Origin of the sequence: Mycobacterium rhizamassiliense (genome assembly GCF_900157375.1) — a bacterium.
GTDB lineage: Bacteria > Actinomycetota > Actinomycetes > Mycobacteriales > Mycobacteriaceae > Mycobacterium > Mycobacterium rhizamassiliense.
Genome location: NZ_LT721901.1, coordinates 2,786,744 through 2,810,155 on the forward strand (window position 1 = coordinate 2,786,744; position 23,412 = coordinate 2,810,155).

The 23,412-nt window shown below is 63.8% G+C and carries 24 protein-coding genes and 2 pseudogenes; 20 read left to right on the forward strand and 6 right to left on the reverse strand.

Features of this window, described 5'->3' with window-relative positions:
• Position 1 precedes the first annotated feature (1 nt).
• From MRAB57_RS13735 to MRAB57_RS13775, 10 genes are all read left to right on the forward strand, one after another.
• Entirely contained in the window at positions 2-1,453 is a 1,452-nt protein-coding gene (locus MRAB57_RS13735; protein WP_077079490.1) for an MCE family protein, read from the forward strand.
• Positions 1,454-1,607: 154 nt separating this feature from the next.
• Positions 1,608-1,934 (forward strand): tetratricopeptide repeat protein, encoded by a 327-nt coding sequence (locus MRAB57_RS13740; protein WP_342743210.1) that lies wholly within the window; start codon positions 1,608-1,610, stop codon positions 1,932-1,934.
• Positions 1,919-2,053 (forward strand): hypothetical protein, encoded by a 135-nt coding sequence (locus tag MRAB57_RS29515; protein WP_342743211.1) that lies wholly within the window; start codon positions 1,919-1,921, stop codon positions 2,051-2,053. The genes MRAB57_RS13740 and MRAB57_RS29515 overlap by 16 nt, the downstream gene beginning before the upstream one ends.
• Entirely contained in the window at positions 2,050-2,712 is a 663-nt protein-coding gene (locus MRAB57_RS13745) for a hypothetical protein (RefSeq protein WP_083743403.1), read from the forward strand. Before MRAB57_RS29515 ends, MRAB57_RS13745 begins: the two co-directional genes overlap by 4 nt.
• A gap of 164 nt (positions 2,713-2,876) precedes the next feature.
• Positions 2,877-3,068 (forward strand): DUF732 domain-containing protein, encoded by a 192-nt coding sequence (locus tag MRAB57_RS29625; RefSeq protein ID WP_425436454.1) that lies wholly within the window; start codon positions 2,877-2,879, stop codon positions 3,066-3,068.
• Between the two features lie 654 nt (positions 3,069-3,722).
• On the forward strand, positions 3,723-4,832 hold the full coding sequence (locus MRAB57_RS13755; RefSeq protein WP_245830317.1) for a TIGR03857 family LLM class F420-dependent oxidoreductase: 1,110 nt from the start codon (positions 3,723-3,725) through the stop codon (positions 4,830-4,832).
• Entirely contained in the window at positions 4,829-6,040 is a 1,212-nt protein-coding gene (locus MRAB57_RS13760; RefSeq protein WP_077079491.1) for a phosphotransferase family protein, read from the forward strand. The genes MRAB57_RS13755 and MRAB57_RS13760 overlap by 4 nt, the downstream gene beginning before the upstream one ends.
• Positions 6,000-6,941 (forward strand): class I SAM-dependent methyltransferase, encoded by a 942-nt coding sequence (locus MRAB57_RS13765; protein ID WP_077079492.1) that lies wholly within the window; start codon positions 6,000-6,002, stop codon positions 6,939-6,941. Before MRAB57_RS13760 ends, MRAB57_RS13765 begins: the two co-directional genes overlap by 41 nt.
• Before the next feature lie 282 nt (positions 6,942-7,223).
• On the forward strand, positions 7,224-7,820 hold the full coding sequence (locus MRAB57_RS13770; protein ID WP_077079493.1) for a TetR/AcrR family transcriptional regulator: 597 nt from the start codon (positions 7,224-7,226) through the stop codon (positions 7,818-7,820).
• Positions 7,821-8,019: 199 nt separating this feature from the next.
• Positions 8,020-8,322, forward strand: coding sequence for an MmpS family transport accessory protein (locus MRAB57_RS13775; protein WP_077079494.1), 303 nt, complete (start codon positions 8,020-8,022; stop codon positions 8,320-8,322).
• A gap of 59 nt (positions 8,323-8,381) precedes the next feature.
• Here MRAB57_RS13775 and MRAB57_RS13780 read toward each other — a convergent pair.
• Positions 8,382-8,537: pseudogene (locus tag MRAB57_RS13780) on the reverse strand (MaoC family dehydratase); the annotation flags it as partial.
• 183 nt (positions 8,538-8,720) lie between these two features.
• Here MRAB57_RS13780 and MRAB57_RS29405 point away from each other — a divergent pair.
• The 4 genes and pseudogenes from MRAB57_RS29405 to MRAB57_RS13795 all read left to right on the forward strand — a co-directional run.
• Positions 8,721-9,140: pseudogene (locus MRAB57_RS29405) on the forward strand (thiamine pyrophosphate-dependent enzyme); the annotation flags it as partial.
• Between the two features lie 115 nt (positions 9,141-9,255).
• Positions 9,256-9,363 carry a hypothetical protein gene (locus MRAB57_RS29410; protein ID WP_281253359.1) on the forward strand — a complete coding sequence of 36 codons (108 nt, stop codon included), beginning with the start codon at positions 9,256-9,258 and terminating at the stop codon, positions 9,361-9,363.
• Positions 9,360-9,476, forward strand: a complete 117-nt coding sequence (locus MRAB57_RS13790) for a 2-oxo acid dehydrogenase subunit E2 (RefSeq protein WP_083743405.1) — start codon at positions 9,360-9,362, stop codon at positions 9,474-9,476. Before MRAB57_RS29410 ends, MRAB57_RS13790 begins: the two co-directional genes overlap by 4 nt.
• An 11-nt stretch (positions 9,477-9,487) precedes the next feature.
• A complete protein-coding gene (locus MRAB57_RS13795; protein ID WP_077087946.1) occupies positions 9,488-10,633 on the forward strand; it encodes an acyl-CoA dehydrogenase family protein in 1,146 nt (381 codons plus the stop codon).
• Between the two features lie 289 nt (positions 10,634-10,922).
• Here the strand turns inward: MRAB57_RS13795 and MRAB57_RS13800 are convergent, their stop codons facing one another.
• Positions 10,923-11,807, reverse strand: coding sequence for an acyl-CoA thioesterase domain-containing protein (locus tag MRAB57_RS13800; RefSeq protein WP_077079496.1), 885 nt, complete (start codon positions 11,805-11,807; stop codon positions 10,923-10,925).
• 536 nt (positions 11,808-12,343) lie between these two features.
• Positions 12,344-13,513: an amidohydrolase family protein gene (locus tag MRAB57_RS13805; RefSeq protein WP_425436537.1), complete on the reverse strand. Its 1,170-nt coding sequence runs from the start codon at positions 13,511-13,513 to the stop codon at positions 12,344-12,346.
• A 275-nt stretch (positions 13,514-13,788) separates the two neighbouring features.
• Between MRAB57_RS13805 and MRAB57_RS13810 the strand changes: the two genes are divergently transcribed.
• From MRAB57_RS13810 to MRAB57_RS13835, 6 genes are all read left to right on the forward strand, one after another.
• Complete coding sequence (locus MRAB57_RS13810; RefSeq protein WP_077079498.1) at positions 13,789-14,595, forward strand: enoyl-CoA hydratase/isomerase family protein; 807 nt, start codon at positions 13,789-13,791, stop codon at positions 14,593-14,595.
• Positions 14,592-15,773 (forward strand): acyl-CoA dehydrogenase family protein, encoded by a 1,182-nt coding sequence (locus MRAB57_RS13815; RefSeq protein ID WP_077079499.1) that lies wholly within the window; start codon positions 14,592-14,594, stop codon positions 15,771-15,773. The genes MRAB57_RS13810 and MRAB57_RS13815 overlap by 4 nt, the downstream gene beginning before the upstream one ends.
• On the forward strand, positions 15,770-16,777 hold the full coding sequence (locus tag MRAB57_RS13820) for an acyl-CoA dehydrogenase family protein (RefSeq protein WP_216823740.1): 1,008 nt from the start codon (positions 15,770-15,772) through the stop codon (positions 16,775-16,777). Before MRAB57_RS13815 ends, MRAB57_RS13820 begins: the two co-directional genes overlap by 4 nt.
• Positions 16,774-18,069, forward strand: coding sequence for an acyl-CoA dehydrogenase family protein (locus MRAB57_RS13825; RefSeq protein WP_245830319.1), 1,296 nt, complete (start codon positions 16,774-16,776; stop codon positions 18,067-18,069). Before MRAB57_RS13820 ends, MRAB57_RS13825 begins: the two co-directional genes overlap by 4 nt.
• A complete protein-coding gene (locus MRAB57_RS13830; RefSeq protein WP_077079500.1) occupies positions 18,066-19,190 on the forward strand; it encodes an acyl-CoA dehydrogenase family protein in 1,125 nt (374 codons plus the stop codon). Before MRAB57_RS13825 ends, MRAB57_RS13830 begins: the two co-directional genes overlap by 4 nt.
• 83 nt (positions 19,191-19,273) lie before the next feature.
• Positions 19,274-20,416 (forward strand): aminoglycoside phosphotransferase family protein, encoded by a 1,143-nt coding sequence (locus tag MRAB57_RS13835; protein ID WP_157900606.1) that lies wholly within the window; start codon positions 19,274-19,276, stop codon positions 20,414-20,416.
• Between the two features lie 60 nt (positions 20,417-20,476).
• Here MRAB57_RS13835 and MRAB57_RS13840 read toward each other — a convergent pair whose 3' ends face one another.
• From MRAB57_RS13840 to MRAB57_RS13850, 3 genes are read right to left on the reverse strand one after another with little or no spacing between them, the layout of a single operon-like run.
• Positions 20,477-21,241: an enoyl-CoA hydratase/isomerase family protein gene (locus MRAB57_RS13840; RefSeq protein WP_077079502.1), complete on the reverse strand. Its 765-nt coding sequence runs from the start codon at positions 21,239-21,241 to the stop codon at positions 20,477-20,479.
• A 1-nt stretch (position 21,242) separates the two neighbouring features.
• Positions 21,243-22,280: an acyl-CoA dehydrogenase family protein gene (locus MRAB57_RS13845; protein WP_077079503.1), complete on the reverse strand. Its 1,038-nt coding sequence runs from the start codon at positions 22,278-22,280 to the stop codon at positions 21,243-21,245.
• Positions 22,277-23,407 (reverse strand): acyl-CoA dehydrogenase family protein, encoded by a 1,131-nt coding sequence (locus tag MRAB57_RS13850; RefSeq protein WP_077079504.1) that lies wholly within the window; start codon positions 23,405-23,407, stop codon positions 22,277-22,279. The genes MRAB57_RS13845 and MRAB57_RS13850 overlap by 4 nt, the downstream gene beginning before the upstream one ends.
• Between the last annotated feature and the right edge of the window lie 5 nt (positions 23,408-23,412).

Sequence of the window (23,412 nt, forward strand, 5' to 3'; positions counted from 1 at the left end):
CATGAGGTTGAGCAGGCAAATCTGGTTAAAACTGGGCGCCTTCACGCTGGTGTCGATCGTCGCTGGCTGGGTCACAGTGTTTGACTACATCAAGCCGGAGAACTTGATACCCGGGGTCGGGCATTACACCGTGACCATCGAGCTCCCGGAGTCAGGTGGACTCTACAAAAGCGGCAACGTCACCTACCGCGGCACCGAAGTGGGCCGGGTCCAAGATGTGCGACTGACCTCCACCGGCGTCGCTGCCGTGCTGTCGCTTAAGTCGGGGATCGACATCCCGTCGGATCTCGACGCGCAAGTGCACAGCCAATCGTCGGTCGGCGAACAATACGTCGCCCTGCTGCCGCGCGACGGCAACTCCCGGCCGCTGCGTCAGGGCGACGTGATACCGCGAAGCCGCACGTCGGTGCCAGTCGACATCAACTCGCTACTAGATGCCACCAACACAGCGTTGGCGGCCATCCCGCACGACAACCTGAAAACCGTGATCGACGAAAGCTATATCGCCGTCGGCGGCCTCGGGCCGGAAATCCGCCGGATCATCAAGGGATCGACGGCCCTTGCCATCGACGCGAGGAAGAATCTGGACCCCTTGACCAATTTGATCGACCAATCCCAACCCGTGCTGGACTCACAGGCCGACACGTCCAGCTCGATCCGGGCATGGACAGCGAATCTGGCTACCGTGACCGGGGAGCTGCAGACACAGGACTCGGCCGTCGCGGGGCTGCTCGAAAAGGGCGCCCAGGCCGCCGACGAGGCCCGACGACTATTCGAGCGGTTGCAGCCTACGCTACCGATCGTGCTCGCCAACCTAGTCAGCGTCGATCAGGTGGCGATCACCTACCGCAACGACATCGAGCAGTTGTTGGTGCTGCTGCCCCAAGGAACGGCCATGATGGCGGGAGCGCTTGTTCCTAACCTGGACACCAAGCAGCCATACAGAGGGTTCTACCTCGACTTCAGTCTCAACCTGAACTTGCCGCCACCATGCACCACGGGCTTCCTCCCGGTCCAGCAGCGGCGGGTGGCTACCGAGGTCGATTACCCCCCTCGCCCGGCTGGCGACCTGTATTGCCGGGTGCCGCAGGACTCACTCTGGGATGTGCGTGGCGTGCGGAATACGCCCTGTGAAACCGTTCCGGGCAAGCGCGCCCCGACAGTGAAGATGTGTGAAAGCGATGAGCAATACGTACCGCTCAACGACGGTATGAACTGGAAGGGCGACCCGAACGCAACCCTGTCAGGCCAGGGGATACCGCAACTACCGGCACCCCCGGGCACACCGTCACCGGGACCAGCGCCACCTCCAATAGCCGCCCTAACTTACGACCCAGCCACGGGAACCTACCTAGGTCCGGATGGACACCTATACACGCAAGCCAACCTGGCACACAATGCCCCGAAGGAGCAGACATGGCAGTCGATGCTGATGCCGCCCACCGGAAACTGAAAGAACCCAGCGATCCTGTCCTCCGCGAGGCCGCGCTAGAGACGGCGCCGGTAAAGACAATGCCGCATTCCCCGAAGAGGTCACCGAACTTGGTGATGCGCAGCCCGAAACGCCACGCGGATCGGGCATTCGGATGGGGTTAGTTATCGGAACAATGGTCGTCGTATCTCTCGCCGGGCTCGTCGGTTGGCTCGGTTTTCGTGCCCACCAATCACATCGGGCCGAGCAGCAGCGCCAACTCCTCCTGGAGGTAGGCCGGCAGGGGGCGCTGAATTTGACCACCGCCAGCTACACCGAGGCGGAGCCCGATGTGCAGCGGATCCTGGATTCGGCCACCAGGACGTTCTGCGACGACTCCAAGAAACACTCACCGGCGTTCAGCGAAGTGGTCAAACAGGCCCAGTCGAATTCCCAGGGCACCGTCACGAGGCCGGCTGGGAGTCCGACGACAGTAATCAAGCTCAAGTGCTGGTCGCCGTGACGGTGAAGACCTCCACCGCCGGGGCCGCCGAGCAGCAGCCGCGGCGTTGGCGCATGCGCATCAGTGTGCAAAAGGTCGGTGACGGCGCCACGGTGTCCAACGTTGAGTTCGTGCAATGAGCAAGACGAAGATCACCGACGGCACGGCGACCGGCACCGAGGACGCCGCGGCGGTCGATGCCCGACCAGTGACCCAGGCGCAGATCATCGAAGGAGAAGCCGAAGCCGCGCCGATCGCGGACTCCGAGGACGACTCCGACGACCGCAGCTCCGAAGGTCCGGCGGTTTTGCGCGGTGCGCGGTGGGGTCGGGTGGTGGCCTACGGGGTGCTGCCCGCGTTGGCGCTGCTGCTCGCGATGGCGGCGGGCTACCTGAAGTGGCTGGACTCCTCGGTGCGTGATTCCCAGGAGGCGCGTATCGAATCGGTGCGCGCGGCAACCGACGGCACGGTGGCGTTGCTGTCCTACAAGCCCGACACCGTCGACAAGGACCTGGGCGGCGCCCGCGACCGGCTGACCGGGAGTTTCAAGGACGCCTACACGTCGCTCACCCGCGATGTGGTGATCCCCGGGGCCAAGCAAAAGCAGATCTCGGCGGCGGCTAGCGTGCCCGCTGCGGCGTCGGTGTCGACGACTGCAAACCATGCCGTGGTGCTGGTTTTCGTCAATCAGACCGTGATCATCGGCAACGACGCACCCACCGATACGGCCTCCAGCGTCAGGGTGACGCTGGACAAAATCGGGGATCGCTGGCTGATCTCCGGATTCGATCCGGTCTAAGGGCGGAGGTCAGGTGGTGAAGCCGTGAAGACACCGAAGTCATTGGCCAGCCTGATGCCGGCACGGCAGCGTTCACGTGCGCCCGCAGCGCTCACGTGCGCCGGCACCGTCGCGAGTGCTCCCCATTCCCGCGCCGTTGCGGTGGCGTACCTGATCAACGTCACGTGCGACCCGGCTACAACTTCGCCAATGCCGACGACGCACTGGCCTATGGGCACGGCATCTGCGACAAGGTCGCCCAGGGCCGCACCTATGCGCAGATCATGGGCGATGTCAAAGCCGACTCCAGACCGCAGACCAATACCAGGCGTCGTATGTTGATCACCAAGTCGGTCAACGAATTATGCCCCGCATGATCCAAGCCGCCGCGTCGCGCGGGTCCGCACTGGCGATGGTTACGACGCTGGTCGCCCCGGCGATGTCCGGCCGCGCCGGCCAGCCTGGTAGGACTTCCTGACAGGGCCCAAGCAGCAGCCGTAACCGCGGCACCCCTTGCTTGCCGAATCCCCGGCGTGAGCCTCGTCGTATGTAGTGGTCCAGGTAGCTGGTAGTCGATGATGCGGGCAGGTGACGGTCGGTTTCGACGCTTGACGTAATTTGCTTATGAAAATAAAGTATCACCGTGGTGCGCAGCGAGACGACGGTGTTCGGCGCCTTGGGTGCGACCGTCGTGCGGTGCGGGAAGCAAAGGATGCGTCACAGCGTCCCAAACTGGCAGTCCCACCGGCTCAATCACACCGTCACGAAGTACTGTCCCAGGTGGAACCGGGTGGGCATGCAGACGCAGGTTCTACGCCCTCATAGTCCCCTCAATGCGTCGGGCGTTCATCATTGTAGGAAGCGGAGGCGCCGCACCAAGAGTTCGCCGAACAGCGGCGCCTGCGGACACCGACCACACCACCAATCGGTACCGCCGACAGCCTCGCTGGTTAGAGTCCCGTCGTCATCGGAACGTAATAGTTACAACTCGCCGCGATGAACACGACAGAGCCCGCAGGGTACGACCGGCGATGACCGACGGCGTAAAGTATGGCCCCAACCGGCCGCACGACACTCCTTTGAACATGCGCTGTAGCCGCACGAAGCACGTAATTCCGGAGCTGGGTGCTTACGTTTTGCCAGGACGGATTACGGATGTGCGGCCAGGTCTACAGCAAGCCGCGATCGGCGAGCGCATCGGCCTGGGCAGTGTCTGGGTTTCTGAACGCTGGGAAACCAAAGAGATCGGCGCCACCCTGGGCGCCCTCACCCAAAACACGTCACGCGTGACGCTGGTGGCTGGAGTCACGCACTTCGGTACGCGGCACCCCGTCGTTTTGGCCGGAATGGCATCGACCTTGCAGGCGTTGTCGGACAACCGCCTAGTACTCGGCTTTGGGCGCAACGTAGCGGGCATGTGGCGGGATCTCGGGGTCCCCACCCCGGTCGGTGCCGCGATCAAGGATTATGCCGACATCTTTCGCGCGCTCTGGCGCGGTGAAACCGTTAGCTATGACGGCCCAGCCGGCCGCTATCCTCGAGTACGTTTGGCTGACACTCCTGCCGTGGCGCCTCCGCTGATCCTGGCGGCAATCGGGCCGAATTCTCTGCATCTGGCCGGCGCACACTTCGACGGTGCAGTGCTGCATCCTTTTCTGACGACCGACGGAGTCGCCCGGTCTGCTGCGATGGTGCGCGATGCGGCCAAGGAAGCCGGACGAGATCCGGAGAGGGTTAAAATCTACGCGGAGGTCGTCGTCGCGCCTGACTGCAGCGACGACCAGATCACCAACATCGTGCGTGCTCGCGCTGCAACCTACTTCACCCTACGGGACCTGGCCCGTCATATCATCACCGCAAATTGCTGGGATCCATCGCCAGTGCACCAACTACTGGCAGATTCGCGCTTTGCGAACCTTGAACTACAAGCCGGTACCCCCGAACAGTTGCGCGCTCGCTCACTTGAAGCGGTCTCTCTGCTTCCAGATGACTGGATATCCACGGGCGCGGCGATTGGGTCGGCAGCACAAGTCGCCGCACGACTGCATGAGTATCGCGCAGCGGGAGCCGACGAGATTGTGCTGCACGGAACGACGACCGACCGGCTCGGTCCGCTGCTGAAGGTCTACGCGAAATCGTGAACGAAATCACTTCAGACCACAAGTACGAAGCCCTCGCGGCATGGCTGGTGGACAAGTTACCGGCAACCGGCGTCTGTGTCACCGCACTCACCCTCGCCGGTACCGGCAATTCGGCGCAGACTTTCTTCGCTAAAGCAAGCTGCGTCCAAGGCGGCACGCCAACCGAGCTTGAATTGGTCATCCGCCGACAGAATCAGGGCAGCGACTTTTTCCTCGATGCAGACCTTGATCTGCCTTACCAGATGATGCGCGTCGTCGCGGAATGCTCCGATGTGCCCGTGCCGCGCATGGTCGGTATCGAGCGGGACGGGGCGGTGCTCGGTGCGCCGTTCCTGGTTATGCACAAGTGCGAAGGTCGCGTCGTGCACCAGGTCCCCAACTACAACGTGCAGGGATGGTTGAAGGACCTGCCCACAGACCAGCGCGGAACAGTTTGGCGTAATGGGCTGCACGTGCTTGCCCGTATCCACCAACTTGATTGGACCCAGGGATTCAACTTCCTCAACCAGCCCGCACGCGGAGCCCCTGGACTCGACCAGTACCTGCACATGGTTACCGATTGGTATCGGTGGGCGCGCGGCGACCGGGAACACCCCGTGTCTGACGCAGCTATCGATTTTCTCATGCGCGAGTGTCCCACCGAGGCCCCGGTTGGGGTCCTGTGGGGTGATCCGACGTCGGCGAACATGCTGTTCCGCGACGACCTGACGGTAAGCGCCGTAATAGATTGGGAGATGGCCGCTCTTGGCCCACCCGAGGTCGACGTCGCTTGGTGGCTGTTCTTCGACGATCTTTTCAGCCTCGGAATGGGCGTGCCCCGTCTCGCCGGGCTTCCGGACCGCGCCACCACGATCGCTTGGTACGAAACGTACGCGGGGACCAAGCTCGCAGACCTGCACTGGTACGACGTATTGGCCGCCTTGCGGATGGCGATTATCGGCATGCGTGCAGCCGACCGCCAGATCGGCTTGGGCCGCATTCCCGAAAGCACCACTGCTCGTACACATTCTCCATTCATGAGGATGCTCGCCGCCAAACTGGGTGAGCCGCAACCAGAGGTCGGACAGGACTTCATCGACCTGATGAGGGCAATGGGGATGGATGAACCCGGGCCCGGCGTGACGGCCAGCAATGGGAATGGACGAGGGCAGTGGAAAGGTCAAAAGTATGAAGCGTTCAGACAACGACACCTGGGATCTGGCATCTAGTGTGGGAGCCACCGCGACAATGGTGGCCGCGGGCAGGGCTCGTGCCACCAATGCGGAGAATCCACTTATCGAGGACCGGTTCGCCGAGCCGCTGGTGGCCGCAGTCGGCGTCGAATTCTTCACCCGGTGGGCTACTGGCGAGCTCGACGTCGCCGAGGTTGATCTCCCCAACGCCCCATGGGGCCTGCAGCGTATGACCGACATGATGGTGGCGCGCACCCGCTACTTCGACGCGTTCTTTTCCGATGCGGCTGGTGCAGGCATCCGCCAGGCGGTGATCTTGGCTTCCGGCTTGGACGCACGTGGCTACCGGCTGTCGTGGCCGTCCAACATGACGGTGTTTGAGATTGATCAACCGCAGGTTATCGAGTTCAAGATCACCACGCTGGCCGACATGGGCGCCGAACCGGCAGCTGACTTGCGGGCGGTTCCGATTGATCTGCGCCACGATTGGCCGACCGCGCTGGTGCAGGCCGGTTTCGACGCCAGCCTGCCCAGCGCCTGGCTCGCCGAAGGTCTGCTCGCCTTCCTGCCGCCTGAAGCTCAAGACCGCTTGCTGGACAACATCACCGCACTCAGTACCGTTGGCAGCCGGCTGGCGGCGGAGATCTTTATGAACGCGCCGGATGGCGCTGCGCAAGCCGAGATGATGCGAACCTATACCCAGCGGTGGCGCGACCATGGACTCGACCTCGACCCCACCGAGTTGCGCTATGACGGCGAACGCAACGACGTCGCAACCTATCTGGACAGCCACGGCTGGCGTTCGGTCCGCACTTCGCTGAGCCAGTTGCTGGCCGACAACGGACTACCGCCGCTACCAGACAACGAAGACGCACTGTTCTTCCGCGAGAACTACTACTGCACGTCGATCTTCGGCAAGGAGGCCAATGGCAACTGAGCACCTCGACCAGGTGGGCGTGCTCCAGCGTATGCCCTAACCGCTGCATCCAAGGACGACACCATCCTCTTCGACGACCCCCGCGGCGGACAGCATCGCGACTCCCTAGACCCGCGTAGCCACCCTGTTTGGTCCTGTGATGTATTGACGTTGAATGATCTTGCGGTACAAGCTCTTCCGGGATCGGGGAGTAGAATGCGAGATGGTGTGTCGAAATGAGGCTGGCCATAACGTTTACCTTGAGCGGCGGATTGGGTGCTCTAGGACGGTGCTGATTTCACTGTGACCCGTATCGCCGATCGTGCCGCGGACTTCTCACCGTGGTCGCCGCGGGAGACCGAGTTGCTTGCGGTGACCTTGCGGCTGCTACAGCAACACGGGTGTGACGGGTTGACGGTGGACGCGGTCGCGGCCGCGGCCCGGGCCAGCAAGGCCACGGTGTATCGGCGTTGGCCATCGAAGGCCGAATTGGTGTTGGCCGCGTTCATCGAGGGGATCCGCCAGGTCGTGGTTCCGCCTGATGTCGGCACACTGCGGGGCGATTTGCTGAAACTGGGGGAGCTGGTGTGCCAGCAGGCCCGCACGCACGCCAGCACCATCCGCGCGGTGCTTGTCGAGGTGTCGCGTAACCCCGCGCTCAACGACGCATTGCAGCACCAGTTCCTCGAGCAGCGGAAAGCCTTGATCCAGCACATCCTCCAGCAGGCCATCGACCGCGGTGAGATCGCCGGCGCCGCCATCAGCGACGAACTCTGGGACTTGCTGCCCGGCTACCTGATATTTAGGTCGATCATGCCCGGCCGGCCCCCCACCGGTCGCACCGTGCAAGCACTCGTCGATGACGTCATCATCCCCAACCTGACCCGACCTACCGGGTAACGCGGCGGTTTGGGCTACCGATTTGCCGACCGGTCGCCCGGTAAACGACCGATGGACGATGGGCGGACGTGGACTCCGTCATGTCTTGCCTTGTCCGGTCCGCTCTCAGCGCAGGAAGGATGTCCTAGCCTGAAGCGATCGTATCGCCGGTTATCGAAAGGCAAAAGGGTGTATGGGATTTCGATTGGTAGCTGGTCAAATGAGGGTGGATGCTGCTGGTCGCCGTGGCGTAGGTCGCGGTCGCGGGGGCTGCGCGTGTATCGGCTGTACGGTATCTTCGGCGGCTCATCACACCACGTCGGCTGGCAGTCGCGTCTCGAATCACATCACTCTGTTTAGCCCGAAGCGGGTGGTCCTTGAGGTTTTTGGCCCGCCGGGCACGGTGGCAACTAATCACTATTTGGATGTCAATGCTCAGCGGCAACCACGGTGGGGCCGGTATAACCTTGGCTCCTCAATGCGCCGCCTTGGTGCCGAGGCGCTGCCCCGGTTGGGCGAGTGACAGGATTGAGATTGGTACGTGTGGGCCATCATCGCCATGCAGTCATTGCGGCTCCGACAGGTGTTCATGGTGAGCGTGGTGAACAGCACGTTATCCGCCTCGGTGAGGATGGGCCCGGGGCGGTGCAGATAGAGAACACCCAGTTCGAACTCCTCGATCCACATGCCGCGCTGCACGAAGGTCTTCGATTGACCAATCAAGGGCCCGCGTCGCATTGATCATAAGTTATTGATAGTGTCTCATTGCTATAGTCTATGGTGAGCGCTCGGGGTGCTTCGCCTTTGTGATCAAGGAGGCCGGTTTGCCCCTGACGCCCACGACCATCGACCTCGAGGGTTATCCTCGTCGGCCCGGACGGAAAGTCCACGGCAGAAGCACGGTACAACCGGGAGCTGCCGGTGGAGACCCTGTGCTGGCTCTACGAGTTGATCGTCGTCACCCGCGACCTCGACGGTGAATTCGTCAACCTGCAGCGACTGGGCGACCTAGCGTTGTTTCCCTCATACCGCGGTCAGGACGCCGCCCAGATCGGCGCCACGGCGTGCCTGGGCGAGGCCCATTGGCTGTTTCCGCAGTACCGCGAACTCGGCGTGTTTATTCTGCGTGGAATACCGCCGGGCAATGTCGGGGCCGCCTGGCGGGGAGGTGGCACGGCGGTTTGGAGTTCACCAAGAAGTGCTGCGCATCGATGTCGATTCCCATTCGGGACGTACGGGTTGCACGCGGTCGGGGCTGCTATGGTCGCACAACGCCTCGGCGAGGACTCGGTCGCGGTGGCACATCTCGGTGACGGCGTCATCAAAGAGGGCGACGTACACGAGGCCCTCAATTTCGCCGCGGTGTTCAAGGGGCCGCGCATCTTTTATGTGCAGAACAATCCTGAGCAAGCAGCTGGTGGCATTGTCCATCGCGCACAAGGCGGTTGGGTACGGGATGCCTGGCATTCGCGTGGACGGCAACGACCTGTTGGCTTGCTACGCGGTGATGGCGGACAACGTGCAGTGGTGGTCGACAGCGCGGTTGTCGCGCGGCCGACGATGACGCTAACCTCCGCATTCGACCACCGCATCGCCGACGGCGCCCAGGTAGCCCAATTCCTTTGCACGACACAAGAACTCCTCGAATCTCCTGAAATGGTCCTGCTTGATTTGTAGAGAGGTTCCCGGTGAAACGCTACCTTTTTGATGACGACCACGAGGCCTTCCGGGTTACGGTCCGCGACTTCTACGTCGACCAAGTGGTGCCCGAGTACACGAACTGGGAACGCAAAGGAGTGCCGCCCCGGCACTTTTGGAAGGCCGCGGGCAAACTGGGGCTGCTCAGCATCCAGGTTCCCAAAGAATATGGTGGTGCCGGGCGGGGCGGCTTTCTGTTCAACGTCATCCTCACCGAGGAGTCCCGGCGCGCCGGAATCGAACTCGACAGCTTCCGAATGCACACTGACATCACCATGCCGTATTTCCTGCGGGTCGCTAACGCTGAGCAGCAGAGCCGCTGGCTTCCGCGGCTGGTGGGCGGCGACGCCGTCGCGGCGCTAGCGACGGCGGACGTTGGTGCGGGCTGTGACGATAAAGCCTTGACTGTCAGGGCCATTCGCGACGGCCGCAACTATATTGTTTACGGGTCGAGGACGTTGGCCTGCGACGGTGCCGACGCCGACCTCATCGTTACCCCGGTTACGACCAACCCGGCAGCCGGCCGCGACGGCCTGAGCTTGCTGGTCATCGACGGCAATAGCCCCCGCCTCACCCGTGGCCCCAAACTGGACAAGGTCGGCCCGAGGACCCGCGGCCTGGCAATGTTGATCTTCGACGACGTCGTCGTGCCCGCGGAGAACCTGCTCGGCGAGGAAGGCCGCGGGTTCAGCTACCTGATCGAGAACGTCGCTCAGGAGCGGCTGTCGATCGCCGTCAACAGTCACGCTACGGCGGTGAAGGAACTGCACGACACCATCGAATACGCCAAGGACCGCAAGGCTTTCGGCGCTGCGGTGTCGTCGTCCCAGCAGACCAAGTTCCTGCTCGCCACGTGTGTCACCGACATCGAAGCTGGCCAGTCGCTGCTGGACCGCGCCCTAGTCGCCCACGAGAGCGATGAACTTTCCGCGGCCGACGCGGCAATCGTCAAGCTGTTCTGCACGGAGATGCGCGACCGGGTAGTCGACCGCTGCCTGCAGCTGCATGGTGACTCCGACGACATGCCGCAGTTTCACCCGATCTTCGCTGCCTACGCCGACGCCGGGCTATCCCCGACCTATGGGGCTTCTTCCGAAGTCATGAAGCTGATTATTGCCCAGTCTCTCGGCATCTGAGGGAATCGTCGGAAGATACCCCTAACTGGGGTACTAGCGGTGGTGAAGTCACGATAGTGGCGGTTGTTGGTTGTATGCGCCTGAGTAGCGCGTCGACGAGGGCCAGCTTCCGCCACGCAGTTTGGGAACCTACATGTTGTTGTAGCGATGGCGATGCGCGCCAGCTGATCTGGCCAATGAGTTGCCAAATGCCGGGATCTGATGGACGAACTGTCCGGAGTGAATTTCAGATTCGGCCACTGTGTCTTCATCCTGGTCAGTTGATTGTTCTCATGCCTGGCGCTAGCGGCTATTCGGCCGACTCGGGCCTGATTGTTAGGGAGGGGGGCGGTGTGAAGCCGGGGTTGGCCAGCGCGGTCGAAACTCCGCTACCGATGGGGCCCTGACGGTCGAAGAACGTGACGACGCCGGTCGCGACGCCTCTGTAGCTGTAGTGCGACATTGATGCGAGCCCGATGTCGGGGCCTATGGGTTGTCGGCTGAGGGTCAGCGTGTAGTCGGCGTTGATGAAGTGAAGCCCATCAGTGCTCCAGTGGGCCAGCGAGCTGGTTACGTCGCCGGCCATTACCGCGCGGATGAACGGAGTGAGCGGTTCGTGGTCGACGAGCTGCTTGGTCTCACGCATCCATGCGAACTTCTGACCGTCGTGTCGCCATTCGTCTACGCCGATGCCGGGAGTGCCGGCGATGGGGTCGCGTCCGTATGCCCACATGAACATCGGGACGTCGCCGGCAAGCGTCCTATTTTCAGGTGGTGGGGCGGGCATGGTGATCGGCGAGGTCCAGACGGTGCCGGGGCCCGGTTCGCTGCGGCGGAGAAATAAGGCGGTGGCACGCGCCACCAGCGTCTCATTCTGCGTCATCACCGCGTCGACGAGCTGGATGCGTCGGCCGTGACGGACGACGTTGGCTTGCACTCGCACGGCGCGCAGGGCGACGGGTCGCAGCAGATCGACGGTTATCCGCGCGGGTTGAAGGTCGGGATCATCGACGATGCGTTCAATGCTTCGGCCGAGCAGCCCACCGACGTAGTTGCCCGCAAGTGACTTACCCCACGGTCCTTTCGTAAGCTTGGTCGGGAGGTATCCATCTCCGTTGCTGACGAAAAAGGAGAGCGGGGCATCGGTTGCAGCGTCGTGCCTTGACGCCGCGGGTGCATCGTCGGGAGCGGTCATTTTTCTCGAACGGGAAGGCGACCGCGAAGGCCTGCGACGCCACCAAGGGCATTCCTACGGTGTGCAATTCGCATAGAGCATGACTGATCACCTGAGACGAAGCGGCTTGCAGCAGTGTCTCTGGCATTCGCGCTCGATAGCGGTTCCATGGGTGTCAGAGCGTGCCCTTTTCACTCGGTGAGATGGCTCTGGCTGAAGGTTTTTTTGTTAAGCCGCTCAGGAGCCGGAAGGCCAACGGCTGCTGCGCGCAAGGGCGGCCTGGCGCGGGCCGCGTTCGAGGGCCACTCGGGTCGGTTGCACTGGCGAGCGCCAGGTTTGGCCGCCTTCCTGCCTGATCCAGACGCAACGAAGGTTGCTTGCTCCATCTGATCGCTCGCGTGGAAGAAATGCCACGCGGGACCTGGCAACGATGAAGCAACAGGGCGGCTGTGTCGCCGCTGAGTCCTAACAAGACGTACCTGGGAAGATCGGATGGGGAAGCGACCCGCATGCCGACCTTGACCTTCGGTGGTGGGTGAACAGCGGTCCCGCTTACGTCAGGCGGGTAGAGCATCGAGGGGTTCTGGGTTTCGGACCGGGATGCCGAGGAGTCGGCGGGCGTTGTCGCCCATGAAGTCTCGGGTGCGTTGTTCATCCATGCCTTCGGCGTATTTGTAGTAGTCCTTTGGTTCGGCGAGTCCTTCGGGGTGGGGGTAGTCGGAGCCAAAGAGCACTTTGTCCCAGCCGACGCGGGTGACGACGTCCTCGACGGAACCTTCCCAGAACGGGCTGACCCAGATGTTGCGGCGGAACACTTCCAGGGGGTGTTCTTCGAAGGCCTGGGGCATCTTGGCGTACATGCTCTCGAAGTCCTCGAACAGCTGGCGGATCCATGCGCTGCCGTTCTCGACGCTGGCGATCCGTAGTTTCGGGAAGCGGGTCAAGGTGCCATGGCAGATGAGACTGACCAGCATGTCGGAGATTTCGCGGTGGCCCAGCACCATCCAGCGGAAGGCGCCCATTTCGAAGAAGCTGCCCGAACCAGCAGGTTCCCACCGGGTGACGTAGCTGTCCAGTGGGGGTTGGCTGGCGTGCAACACCACGGGTATGCCGGCCTGCTCGACGTCGCTCCAGAATGGATCGAACTCGGGAAGAGCCGGCGAGCGCCAACCTCGGTAGCCCTTCACCGGTGCCGGTTTCATCAGCACCGCTTTGGCCCCGTTGTCCAGCACGTATTCCAGCTCGCGACGCGCGTCGTCGACGAGGGCTGCGGTGATCACCGGGGTCATGTACAGCCTGTTTTCGTAGGTGTAGCCCCAGGTTTCGAGCATCCACTGGTTGAGGGCGTGGATGATCGCGACGACCAGTTCGGGGTCCTCGGCGGCCGAGTGTTCGACGAGGTTGGCCAGCGTCGGGTAGACCAGCGCTTCGTCTACGCCGTGGGTGTTCATTATTTCGATCCGGGCGGCCGGGTTGCGGAAGGCCGGGATCGAGTCGATCGGTTTTCCGGTCATCTCCCGCAGGCTCAGTCCCTCGGGGTTCTGTCCGGCGTAGAACTTCTCGTGCGCGCCGGGTGCGGCGACCCGATCGAAAGTGGGGTTCGGGATGAAGTCGGTCACCTTGTCCAGGATGCAGATCCGGGTGTGCCGTCCGATCTGGACGAACTGCACCGCTTTGCGGAACCGTTCGGGGAGGTACTTGGTCAGCGCATCCGGTGTCTCGTACATGTGCTGATCGGCGTCGAAGATTGGGGCATTGGCGAACCGGTCCACGCTTGTTTCCACCTCGCGTTGTCGTTGTTGGGCTGAGAGTAGAGCCGTTTGACAAAACCGTCAAGTAGTCTAACTAGGGCACTGAGCTGGCAGTATTCAGGCCATATGCGGTATGTTATCCGAGGTCTCACCGTCCCTTGACAAAATCGTCAACTGATCGACTACCATGCGGAGAGAGGTGCCGCCAGGTGCTTTGCCGGGTTGCGCGAAGTGCGAGTTATGGGGAGTCAATGCAGAATCCTTTCCAGCCCGAGTTGCTGATCGAGGCGCGCGGTGCGGTGCGTGTCGTCACCCTGAACCGGCCGGAGGCGCTGAACGCCACCAATGAGGCGCTACACGGCGCCTTGCAGTCGGTGTGGGCCCATCTTGCCCAGGACGCCGATGCCCGCGCGGTCGTGCTGACCGGGGCGGGTCGCGCATTCAGTGCCGGCGGTGATTTCGAGCATTTCGTGGAGTTGTGGAACGACCGGCCGCGGCGTCGTCGTGAGATCGATGGCGCCCGGCGTCTGCTGACCGAGATGGTCGATTTTCCGCTGCCGGTGGTGGCCGCAGTCAATGGTCCCGCAGTCGGCTTGGGCTGCAATCTGGCGGTGCTCAGCGACATCGTGCTCATCGCCGAGAGCGCCTACATTTCCGACCCGCACGTCAGTGTCGGTCTGACCGCCGCCGATGGCGGTGCACCGACGTGGCCGTTGCTGATGAGTATGCTGCGCGCCAAGGAGTATCTGTTGACCAGCGAGCGGATACCCGCCGAGCAGGCTGTGGCGCTCGGCCTGGCCAACCGGGTGGTGCCCGATGCGGAGCTTCTGGAGCAGGCGCTGGCGGTGGCGCAGCGGATCGCCGGGTTGCCGCCCCAAGCGGTGCAGAGCACCAAGCGGGCATTGAACATGCATATCAAACGCGCGGTGGCGGGTGTGCTGGAGTACGCGCTGTCCGAGGAGTTCGATTCGTTCGAAACCGTGGAACATCAGGCATTGGTCACCAGTTTCCTGGAGCGCGCGAAAGCCAGGTCAGCGCAAGCAAAGTCGCCGTCATGATGACCGGTACGCCAGTCGTCACCGAGCAGCAGATCTTCACGGACGACCTGTGGGCCTACCGGCAGGCGGTGCGCAGCTACATCTCCAGCGAGCCAGCATTGCAGCGCTGGTGCGGCACTCACTATCCCTCGACCGAAGCACACATGGCCGAGCACGCGGCGCTGATGGCCCAGCTCTTCGCCAGCGGCTGGAGCAGGTACGGGTGGCCGCAGGCGGCCGGCGGTTTCGGAGGCGATGAGCGTCACCGCGCCGTGCTCTACGACGAACTGAGCGCCGCCGGGGTCGACGTGCCCGAGCAACAGATGCTGCTGGAGACGCTGGGACCGGCAGTGCTGCATTACGCCCCCGCCCTGGCGGCCGAGTTCCTGCCCGCCTACCTGGCCGGCGAGGAGTGGTGGTCGCAGTCGTTCTCCGAGCCCGACGCCGGCAGTGACCTCGCCGGTCTGCGCTGCCGGGCGCGCCGCGACCGCGACACCTACGTCGTGTCCGGCCAGAAGATCTGGACCAGCCACGGCGCCACGGCCCGTCGCCTGATCTGCCTGCTGCGGACCGGCACGCTGGAGAGTCGCCACCGCGGCCTGACGATGATCATGATCGACACCGATACCCCCGGAGTTCAGATCGGTCCGATCGCGTTGGCCAGCGGCCAGAACGAGTTGTCGGAAGTGTTCTTCGACGATGTCGTGGTGCCGGCGTCCCGGCTGGTCGGCGCCGAGGGGCAGGGCTGGCAGGTCGCGATGTTCTTGTTGCAGTTCGAGCGGGCGATGTACGCCTGGTTGAGCGCGACGGTGGCCTCGCGCAAGCTGCGGGAGCTGCGGGAGCTGCTGGCCGAACTGCCCGACGGCGGTGTGCGCCGGCTCGGGGAGTGTTACACCGATATCGTCACCCTCAAGGCGCGCAGCGCGCAGACGGTGCGCCGGCTCGCCGCCGGTGAGGCAGTGGGTCCGGAGGCCAGCGTGGACAAGATCCTGTTGGCGACGGCGGAGATAGGGCTGCACGACTTGGCGCGCGATTTGTTGCCGACCGAGTTCCTGTTCGGCGACGGACCTGTGGCCGCGCATTGGCGTGACGACTGGTGGTACAGCAGGGCCTCGACAATCATGGGTGGCTCCGCTGAGGTGCAGCGCGGCATCATCGCCGACCGGGTGCTCTGTCTTCCGAAGGAGACCAGCGCGTGAACGCCCAAGCGGGAACGGGTCTCGACGCGGCGACGCGCGCCGAGATCGCCGGATCGCTGCGGGAGATGTTCGGCAAGCGCAGCGCCGGACAGGATCTGGCGCCGCTGCTGGCTGATCTGGGGTGGGCCGAGGTGCTCGCCGAGGACGCTGGCGCCGCAGTCATGGCGCTGTTCACCGAACATGGTCGGGCACTGGCCAACTCGCGGGCGCTCGACGACGTGGTGCTGGCCGAGTTGCCCGCCGCGGTGTCCGGTGGCCGGCAGCGGGCCGTCATCTACCCGCATCCGGTGGACGGGCCGCTCAGTCTGCGCCGCGACCAGCTGCTGCGCGGGCTGGTGCTGGGGCCGCTCGGCGATGTTGAGGACGTGGTGATCCCGGCGACAGTCGACGGGGGAGCGGTCGCGTTTCTGCTGGTGAGGACTAACGAGTTGACGGTATCGCAGGATCCGATCCGGGGATTTGACCACGACTTGGACTGGCGGACCGTGACCGGGTCATTCCCGGCAGGTGTCGACGCGGTCCCGGCGGGCACGACGTGGGATCGTGCAATGGCGGCCGGACGGCGTGCGCTTGCGGCCGAGATCCTCGGAGTGTGTGAGGCCGCGCTGGAATTGGTGCTCGCGCATGCGACGGCAAGGGTCCAGTTCGGCAGGTCGATCGGCTCGTTTCAAGCGGTTCGCCACCGGCTGGCCGAAGCCTACGTCGCCATGGCCGGTGCCCGGTCGGTGCTGGATAACGCCTACGCGGTGGCGGGCAGCGACGGCGACCCGTGGGCGGCAATCATCGCCAAGATGCGCGCCGGCCACGCCCAGGCTGTCCTGATGCGCCACGCTGTTCAAGTGTTCGGTGCGATCGGCCTGACCGGGGAAAGTGACCTCCACCGATACGTGGAGCGGGCCGCGGCGCTGGACACGCTGTTCGGGGGACACCAGGCGCTGACCGAGGTGATCGGTAGTGCGGTGCTCGACGGCGAGGAAACCGATTCGGCGTTCGAGTTGTTTTGAGCGCACCAACGACCGGAAAAGCGACTGAGGCGACGTCGCCGAGCGCCGCAGCGCCCGCAGACCTGGAATCGTTCGCCGACGCGGCGCGACGGTTCCTGCAGACCACGGCCGCACGCCGCCCGGCTGAGGCCGCGACCGCTGAATGGGGTTCCGGACCTGATCGGATCGCGTATTTCAGCAGCGATCCGCCGGAGATCGACCGCGCCAACGTGGCGGCGGCCCGCGCGTGGCAGCGTCGACGTTATGACGCCGGATTCGGCTGGATCACCGGTCCCCGAGAGTACGGCGGCTGCGGGTTGACCGCGGTCCATGACCTGGTCTACGACAGCATCGAAGCCCAGTACGACGTCCCCGACACCGGTGTGCTCGCGGTCATCGGTCTGGGCATGATCGGGCCGACGATCCTCGCGCACGCCCGCGACCACATCAAGGCCCGCTACCTGCCGGCCATGTATTCCGGCGATGTCATCGCGTGTCAACTGTTCAGCGAACCCGCCGCAGGATCGGATCTGGCCAGCGTCCAGACCAAAGCGATCGCCGACGGTAACGACTGGGTCCTCAACGGGCAGAAGGTCTGGACATCGATCGCCCAGCACGCGCAGATCGGGATGGCGCTGTGCCGCACCGATAATGATGCCCCGAAACACAAAGGGATCACCGCGTTTCTGGTGGACATGTCCGCACCCGGCGTCGAGGTACGGCCCCTTCGGCAGATGACCGGCGGCGCAGACTTCAACGAGGTATTCCTCACCGATGTGCGGGTCCCCGACGATCACCGCCTCGGCACGGTGCACGGCGGGTGGCGCGTCGCGCTGACCACACTGATGAACGAACGCGCCACCGTGGGTGGTGAGGGCTCCGACTCGGTGATCCGCGCCCTCTCGCAGCCCTTTCTGACCAAATTGATGGAAGTCAACGGCCGTCTCGACGACGGCGCGCTGCGACGCGAACTCGCCAAGCTGCTCGCCGATCTGACCGCGAGCCAGTATCTCAACCACCAGGCGTTGCGGCGGCTTCAGTCCGGCCAGGATCCCGGCCCCGAGGGTTCGGTCTCCAAGCTGATGTTCGCTCAGAATCTCACGCGGGCAGCGCATTTCGCCGCTGAGGTGCTCGGACCGAAACTGAGCGCGGACACCGGCGAGTGGGGCACCTACGCGTGGTCGGAGCTGCTGTTGTCGGTGCCGGCACTGCGGATCCTTGGTGGCACTGAGGAAATCATGAAGAACATCCTCGGCGAGAGGGTGCTGGGCCTGCCCAAGGAACCGGCGCCAGGCAAGGACAATCCTCGATGACCGACACCATCAGCCAGGACGACCTCGCCGAGTTGCGCTGCAGCATCCGCGATTTCCTGGCCGCCAAGTCCACCGAGCAACAGTTGCGGTCCGCAATGGAGTCCGCTCGTGGCTGGGATCCACTGGTGTGGTCGCTGCTGACCAGCCAGCTCGGCGTGCAGTCGATGGCCCTGCCGGTCGAGTATGGCGGCGACGGGTACGGTTTCCGCGAGCTGCGGGTGGTGTTGGAGGAAATGGGGCGGGCTCTTCTACCATCCCCGTTCTTCTCGACGGTGGTGCTGGCGAGTTCGGCGTTGCTCGCCGCCGGGGACGCCAGCGTGTGCGCGACGTACCTGACGCGGATCGCCGCGGGGGAGATCACCGCGACCGTCGCGGTGGCCGAAAGCGATGGGCTCTGGCGGACCGACGCGCTCGACACCCGGGCCGTCCTCGCCGAGAACCAGTGGACGCTCAGCGGCCGCAAGGATTTCGTCGTAGACGGTGCGACCGCCGATGTGATCCTGGTGGTGGCCGCCACCGAGGCCGGGCCGAGCCTGTTCGCCGTCGGCGCCGAGGCGGCAGGTTTGACCAGAGCGCCAATGACCACGCTGGACATGACACGCCACCAGGCGACGCTCGCGTTCGACCACACCCCGGCGGTACTGGTGGGCGAACCCGGAGCCGCCGGGACGGTGGTCGAACGCGTGCTCGATCGGGCGATGACCGCCTTGGCCGCCGAGCAGTGCGGCGCCGCCCGCGCCTGCCTGGAGGCAGCCACCGACTATGCGCGGGAACGTACGCAGTTTGGCCGCCCGATCGGCAGCTTTCAGGCCGTCAAACACAAGTGCGCCGAGATGCTGGTGAGGGTCTCACTGGCCGACGCTGCCGCACTCGAGGCGGCCGACGCCGCCGATGGTGCTCCGGACGCACCGCCGTTGGGAATTGCTGCCGCGGTCGCGCATTCGGTGTGCTCGGAGGCACTGATGTTCGTGGCCTCGGAGAACATTCAGGTGCACGGCGGTATCGGATTCACCTGGGAACACCCCGCGCACTTGTACTTTCGGCGGGCCAAATCATCCCAGCTGTGCTTCGGCGGCCCCGCGGTCTACCACGAGCGAGTTCTCCATGCCTTTGGCATCTGAACCGCGGGCCGCTAACGCCCGGGGCGACGTCTTGTCGTAACAGATAAGCGGCCAAATATTGAGAGGTGCACATAATGCCAAATATGGGCGCAAAGGTGGCAGCAGCTTATCGCAAAGAGCAAGAGCGGCCAATCATCCCGGTGGAAGCCTCCGATATTCCCTCCTCATATGAGGTGATTACGCCAGAGTGGCTGACGGAAGTCCTTTGTCATGATGCACCGGGAGCGAAGGTGGTTTCGCTCACGCTTGGCGACGTGGATAATGGGACTTCAAATCGCAGGAAAATTGGTGTCGAGTACAATCGAGCAGGCAATAGTGCGGGTCTGCCTAACCGCCTTTTTTGTAAGGCCTCGCACGACCTGGCCATCCGACTCGGGTTTGGTCACACGGGATCCGGTTCTTCAGAAATCTATTTTTACGATAGATTACGTCCGCAGCTCGATATTGAGGCACCGAACTGCTACTACGGCAACCTCGACACGGAGACGTTCAATTCGATTCTTATTCTTGGCGACATCAGTGACGAGGTTGAATCGTTCTGCACTCATGAGACCCATATCAGCAGAGCGCGTGCCGAGAGCCAGATTCTCTTGCTGGCAAAAATGCACGCACGTTTTCATGAGGGAAATGAAGCCCATAAGGAACTCTCCGCGTTGCCTACCTGGTTTGACTTTTTCCAAACGACACTCGATTTTGGTTTGAGAGAAGGCTCCAACCAGGGTTTTCTAGATGCACAGGAAGTGATCCCGCCTTCTCTGTATGGAAGATTCGAAGAAATATGGCCAGCCACTCTCGAGTCAATAGCAGAAAATAAGAGTCTACCCAAAACCTTTACGCATAATGATGTGCACCTCAAAAACTGGTATGTAATGCCAGGTGATCGAATGGGTTTGGCCGACTGGCAATGCTGCGGTGTCGGCCATTGGGGGCGTGATCTTGCTTACACCTTATCGACAGCGCTGACGGTTGAAAATCGCAGGGCGTGGGAGGAAGACCTTGTGCGCTATTACGTTGAAGAATTATCTGCGGAGGGAGTTGGTGGAGTAAATTTCGATGATGCGTGGAAGCATTACCGGAAGCAGCTCCTGTCATCATTGACCTGGTGGACCATAACGTATCGACCGACAGCAGGTATGCCAGATATGCAACCGGCAGATGTTACCCTCGAGTTTATCCGGCGTATTAGTACAGCAATGGACGACTTAGGAACTCTGGATCTATTCTGAGGCCGACCTTGAAAGGTGAAAGCAGCAGAACCCTTTACAGATTGCGGTCCGGCGCCGGCGCTATTGCCCGGTGAACACCGCCTTCTCGCGGGCCAGGTTGGCGGCGATCCCGATCTTGCTGTCCTCGGTGGCCCACAGCGTCCGTTGTTCGGCCAGCTCACGGTCCAGCACCGCCCGGACCTGGCTTACCAGGGGTGCACGTAGGGTCTGCCGGATCGATTGCACCGCTAGCGGTGCGGCCGCAGCGATCTCGACCGCCCAGCGCAGCGCCTCGTCCCGGACGTCCCCGTCCGGTACGAGCCGATCGACCAGCCCGATGTCGAAGGCCCGTTGACCGTCGATGCGCCGGCTGGTGTAGAGCAGGTCCGTGGCTTTTTGCTGTCCGACGATGCCGGGCAGGGTCACGCTCAGCCCGAAGCCGTGATGGAACCCCAGCATCGAGAAGTTGGCGTGGAATCGGCTCGACGGCGCGGCAACCCGGAAGTCGGCCGCGCACGCCAAACCAAGACCGCCCCCGACGGCGGACCCCTGGACCGCGGCGATGATCGGCACCGCTACGTCGAACAGCCGAACCGCCTCGCGGTACAGCAGTTCCGAGGACCGCGCCCGGTCCTCGTCCATCTCGCCCTGAGCGAAGTTGGCGCCGGCGCAGAAGTGCTTGCCTTGCGAACACAGCACGATGGCGCGCGTCCCGTGGGCGTGCACGTCGGCGGCGGCATCCACGATCTCGCCGATGAGCTGGCGGTCGAAGTAGTTCGCCGGGGGGCGGGTGATTTCGATGATGCTGACGTGGTCGGCGGTGCTCACCGAGATGTTCTGTGCCACTTCATACTCCGATCGTTGAGCCGACGGCCGTGACGGCCGCGTTGATGCCGCCGACGAGGGCCATTGCCGTGCCGAGGCGCACGTTCATGGATGCCTCGTCACCGAAGTCGCCGCGCCAGGTGTGCAGGCGTCGGGTCAGCAGTTGCAGGGCGTATTCCTGCGTCATGCCGATGGCGCCGTGGGCCTGGTGCGCGGCCCGTGCCGCCAGCCCGGCGTTGCGGTTGGCCACCGATTTGGTGACGACGATCTCGAAGGAGGCCGCGCCGTGCAGTGCGGCGGCACCCGCGCGGTCGACCGAAAGCGCGGTCAAGGCTGACGCCTGCGCGAGTTCGACGATATGGGCCTGCACGGACTGAAACTTGCCGATCGGGCGGCCGAACTGCTCACGCTGCCCGACGTAGGTCGTGGTCAGTTCGAACGCTCCGGTGATGGCGCCGGCTATCTGTGCGGACCGCAGCAGCGCGCCGCGCAGCAGCACGTCATCGGCACCGACATCGGCGGGGTAGACGTCCACATCACTTCCGTTCGCCGTGATGGCGTCTCGGGGCATCCCCGCGAGGTCCGACCCCGCGGTCACTTGCAGGTGGTCGACGTCGGCCACCACCACCCCGGCGGGTAGGACCGCCACCACGTGGCTGGCGCCCCGCACCCAGGGCACGTGTGTAGCGGTGCCCGTCAATCGGTCACCGTCGAGGGACAAGGCGCTGGAGTCAGGTACCACGGTCATCGGGGTGGCCGGTATCTTCGCTCCGGCGCGGGCCAGCAGCCAGGCGGCCAGGCTGGTCTCGGCCAGCGGCAGGGGCACCGCGTAGCGGCCCGCGCCTTTCACGACCGCGAGCAGATCCGACAACGAACCGCCCGACCCGCCAAGCCCCGCGGAGATCCCGACGAGCGGTAAACCGAGTTCGGCTGCCGACAGCCATAAGGGGGTGGTCATGCCGTCGCGTTCCACCGCGCCGATGACGTCGGCGGTGAAGGTCTGGGAGAAGTAGTCCCTGACCAGCCCGACGAGCTCGGGGTCAGCTTGGGGTGCGGTCATGAAGTGATCAGCGCCTTGGAGATGATGTTGCGCATGATCTCGGTGGTGCCGCCGCGGATGGTGAACGACGGGCCGGTCAGCACTGCCCTGGCGAGCAGGGATTCATACGGGTCCGGTGAGGTCAGTTCGGGTGTCCGGCCGAAATGTCTGAGCACGATCTCGATGCACTCCTGTTCGAATCGGGTGGCCATTTCCTTGGCCAGCGCCGCCTCGACCGTTGGCGATTCGCCACGGTCGACCGCCCGCGCGATCGACAGGGACAGGCCGTGGAACGCCCAGCAACGCGCTGCGACGGATCCGAGTTCGGTCCGCGCCCAACCGGGTGCGGCGCCGTGCAGTGTGCCGGCCCAGTGGTCCAGGACCGGCATCACCGACATCCAGCGGTCGACCCCGCCGCGCTCGAGGACGAGTTCGGCGGTGTTTTGCCCCCAGCCGGCACCCACCTCGCCCAGGCGCCTGGATTCCGGGACGAAGACGTCGTCAAACGCGACTTCGCAGAAATGGCGGGTGCCGTCGATGAAGGTGATCTTCGACGGCGTCAGCCCGTCGGCGTCGCGGTCCACGATGAACTGGGTCAATCCGCGGTAGCGGTCCTGCGAGGTGCGGAACAGTCCCAACAGGTGGGTCGCCTCGGCGGCACCGGAGGTCCAGATCTTGGTTCCGTTGAGCAGCCACCCGCCGTCGACCTTGATCGCTCGGGTTCGCACGGCGGCCAGGTCCGAGCCGGCGTCGGGTTCGCTCATGCCGATCGCGAAGGACAACTGGCCGCTGGCGATGCGGGGCAGGAAGTACTGTTTTTGCTCGTCGGTGCCGTTCGCGGCGATATTGGGACCGGATTGGCGGTCGGCGACCCAGTGCCATCCCACCGGCGCTCCGACTGCCAGTAGTTCCTCGACGACGATGAGCCGTTCCACGGCGGTGCGTCCGCCGCCGCCGTACTCCTTCGGCAGGGCCATGCCGAGCCAGCCCCGCGCACCCAGGTCGCGGGAGAAGGCGGGATCGCTGGGGGCGGCGAAACCTAGGCCGACGTCATAGTTGCCCGGCGGGAGCCGGTCGGCCAGGAAGGCTCGGACGTCGTCGCGTAACCGTTGTTCGTCGGTGCTGAGTTCGGTGGCTTCGAGTCTCATCGGGT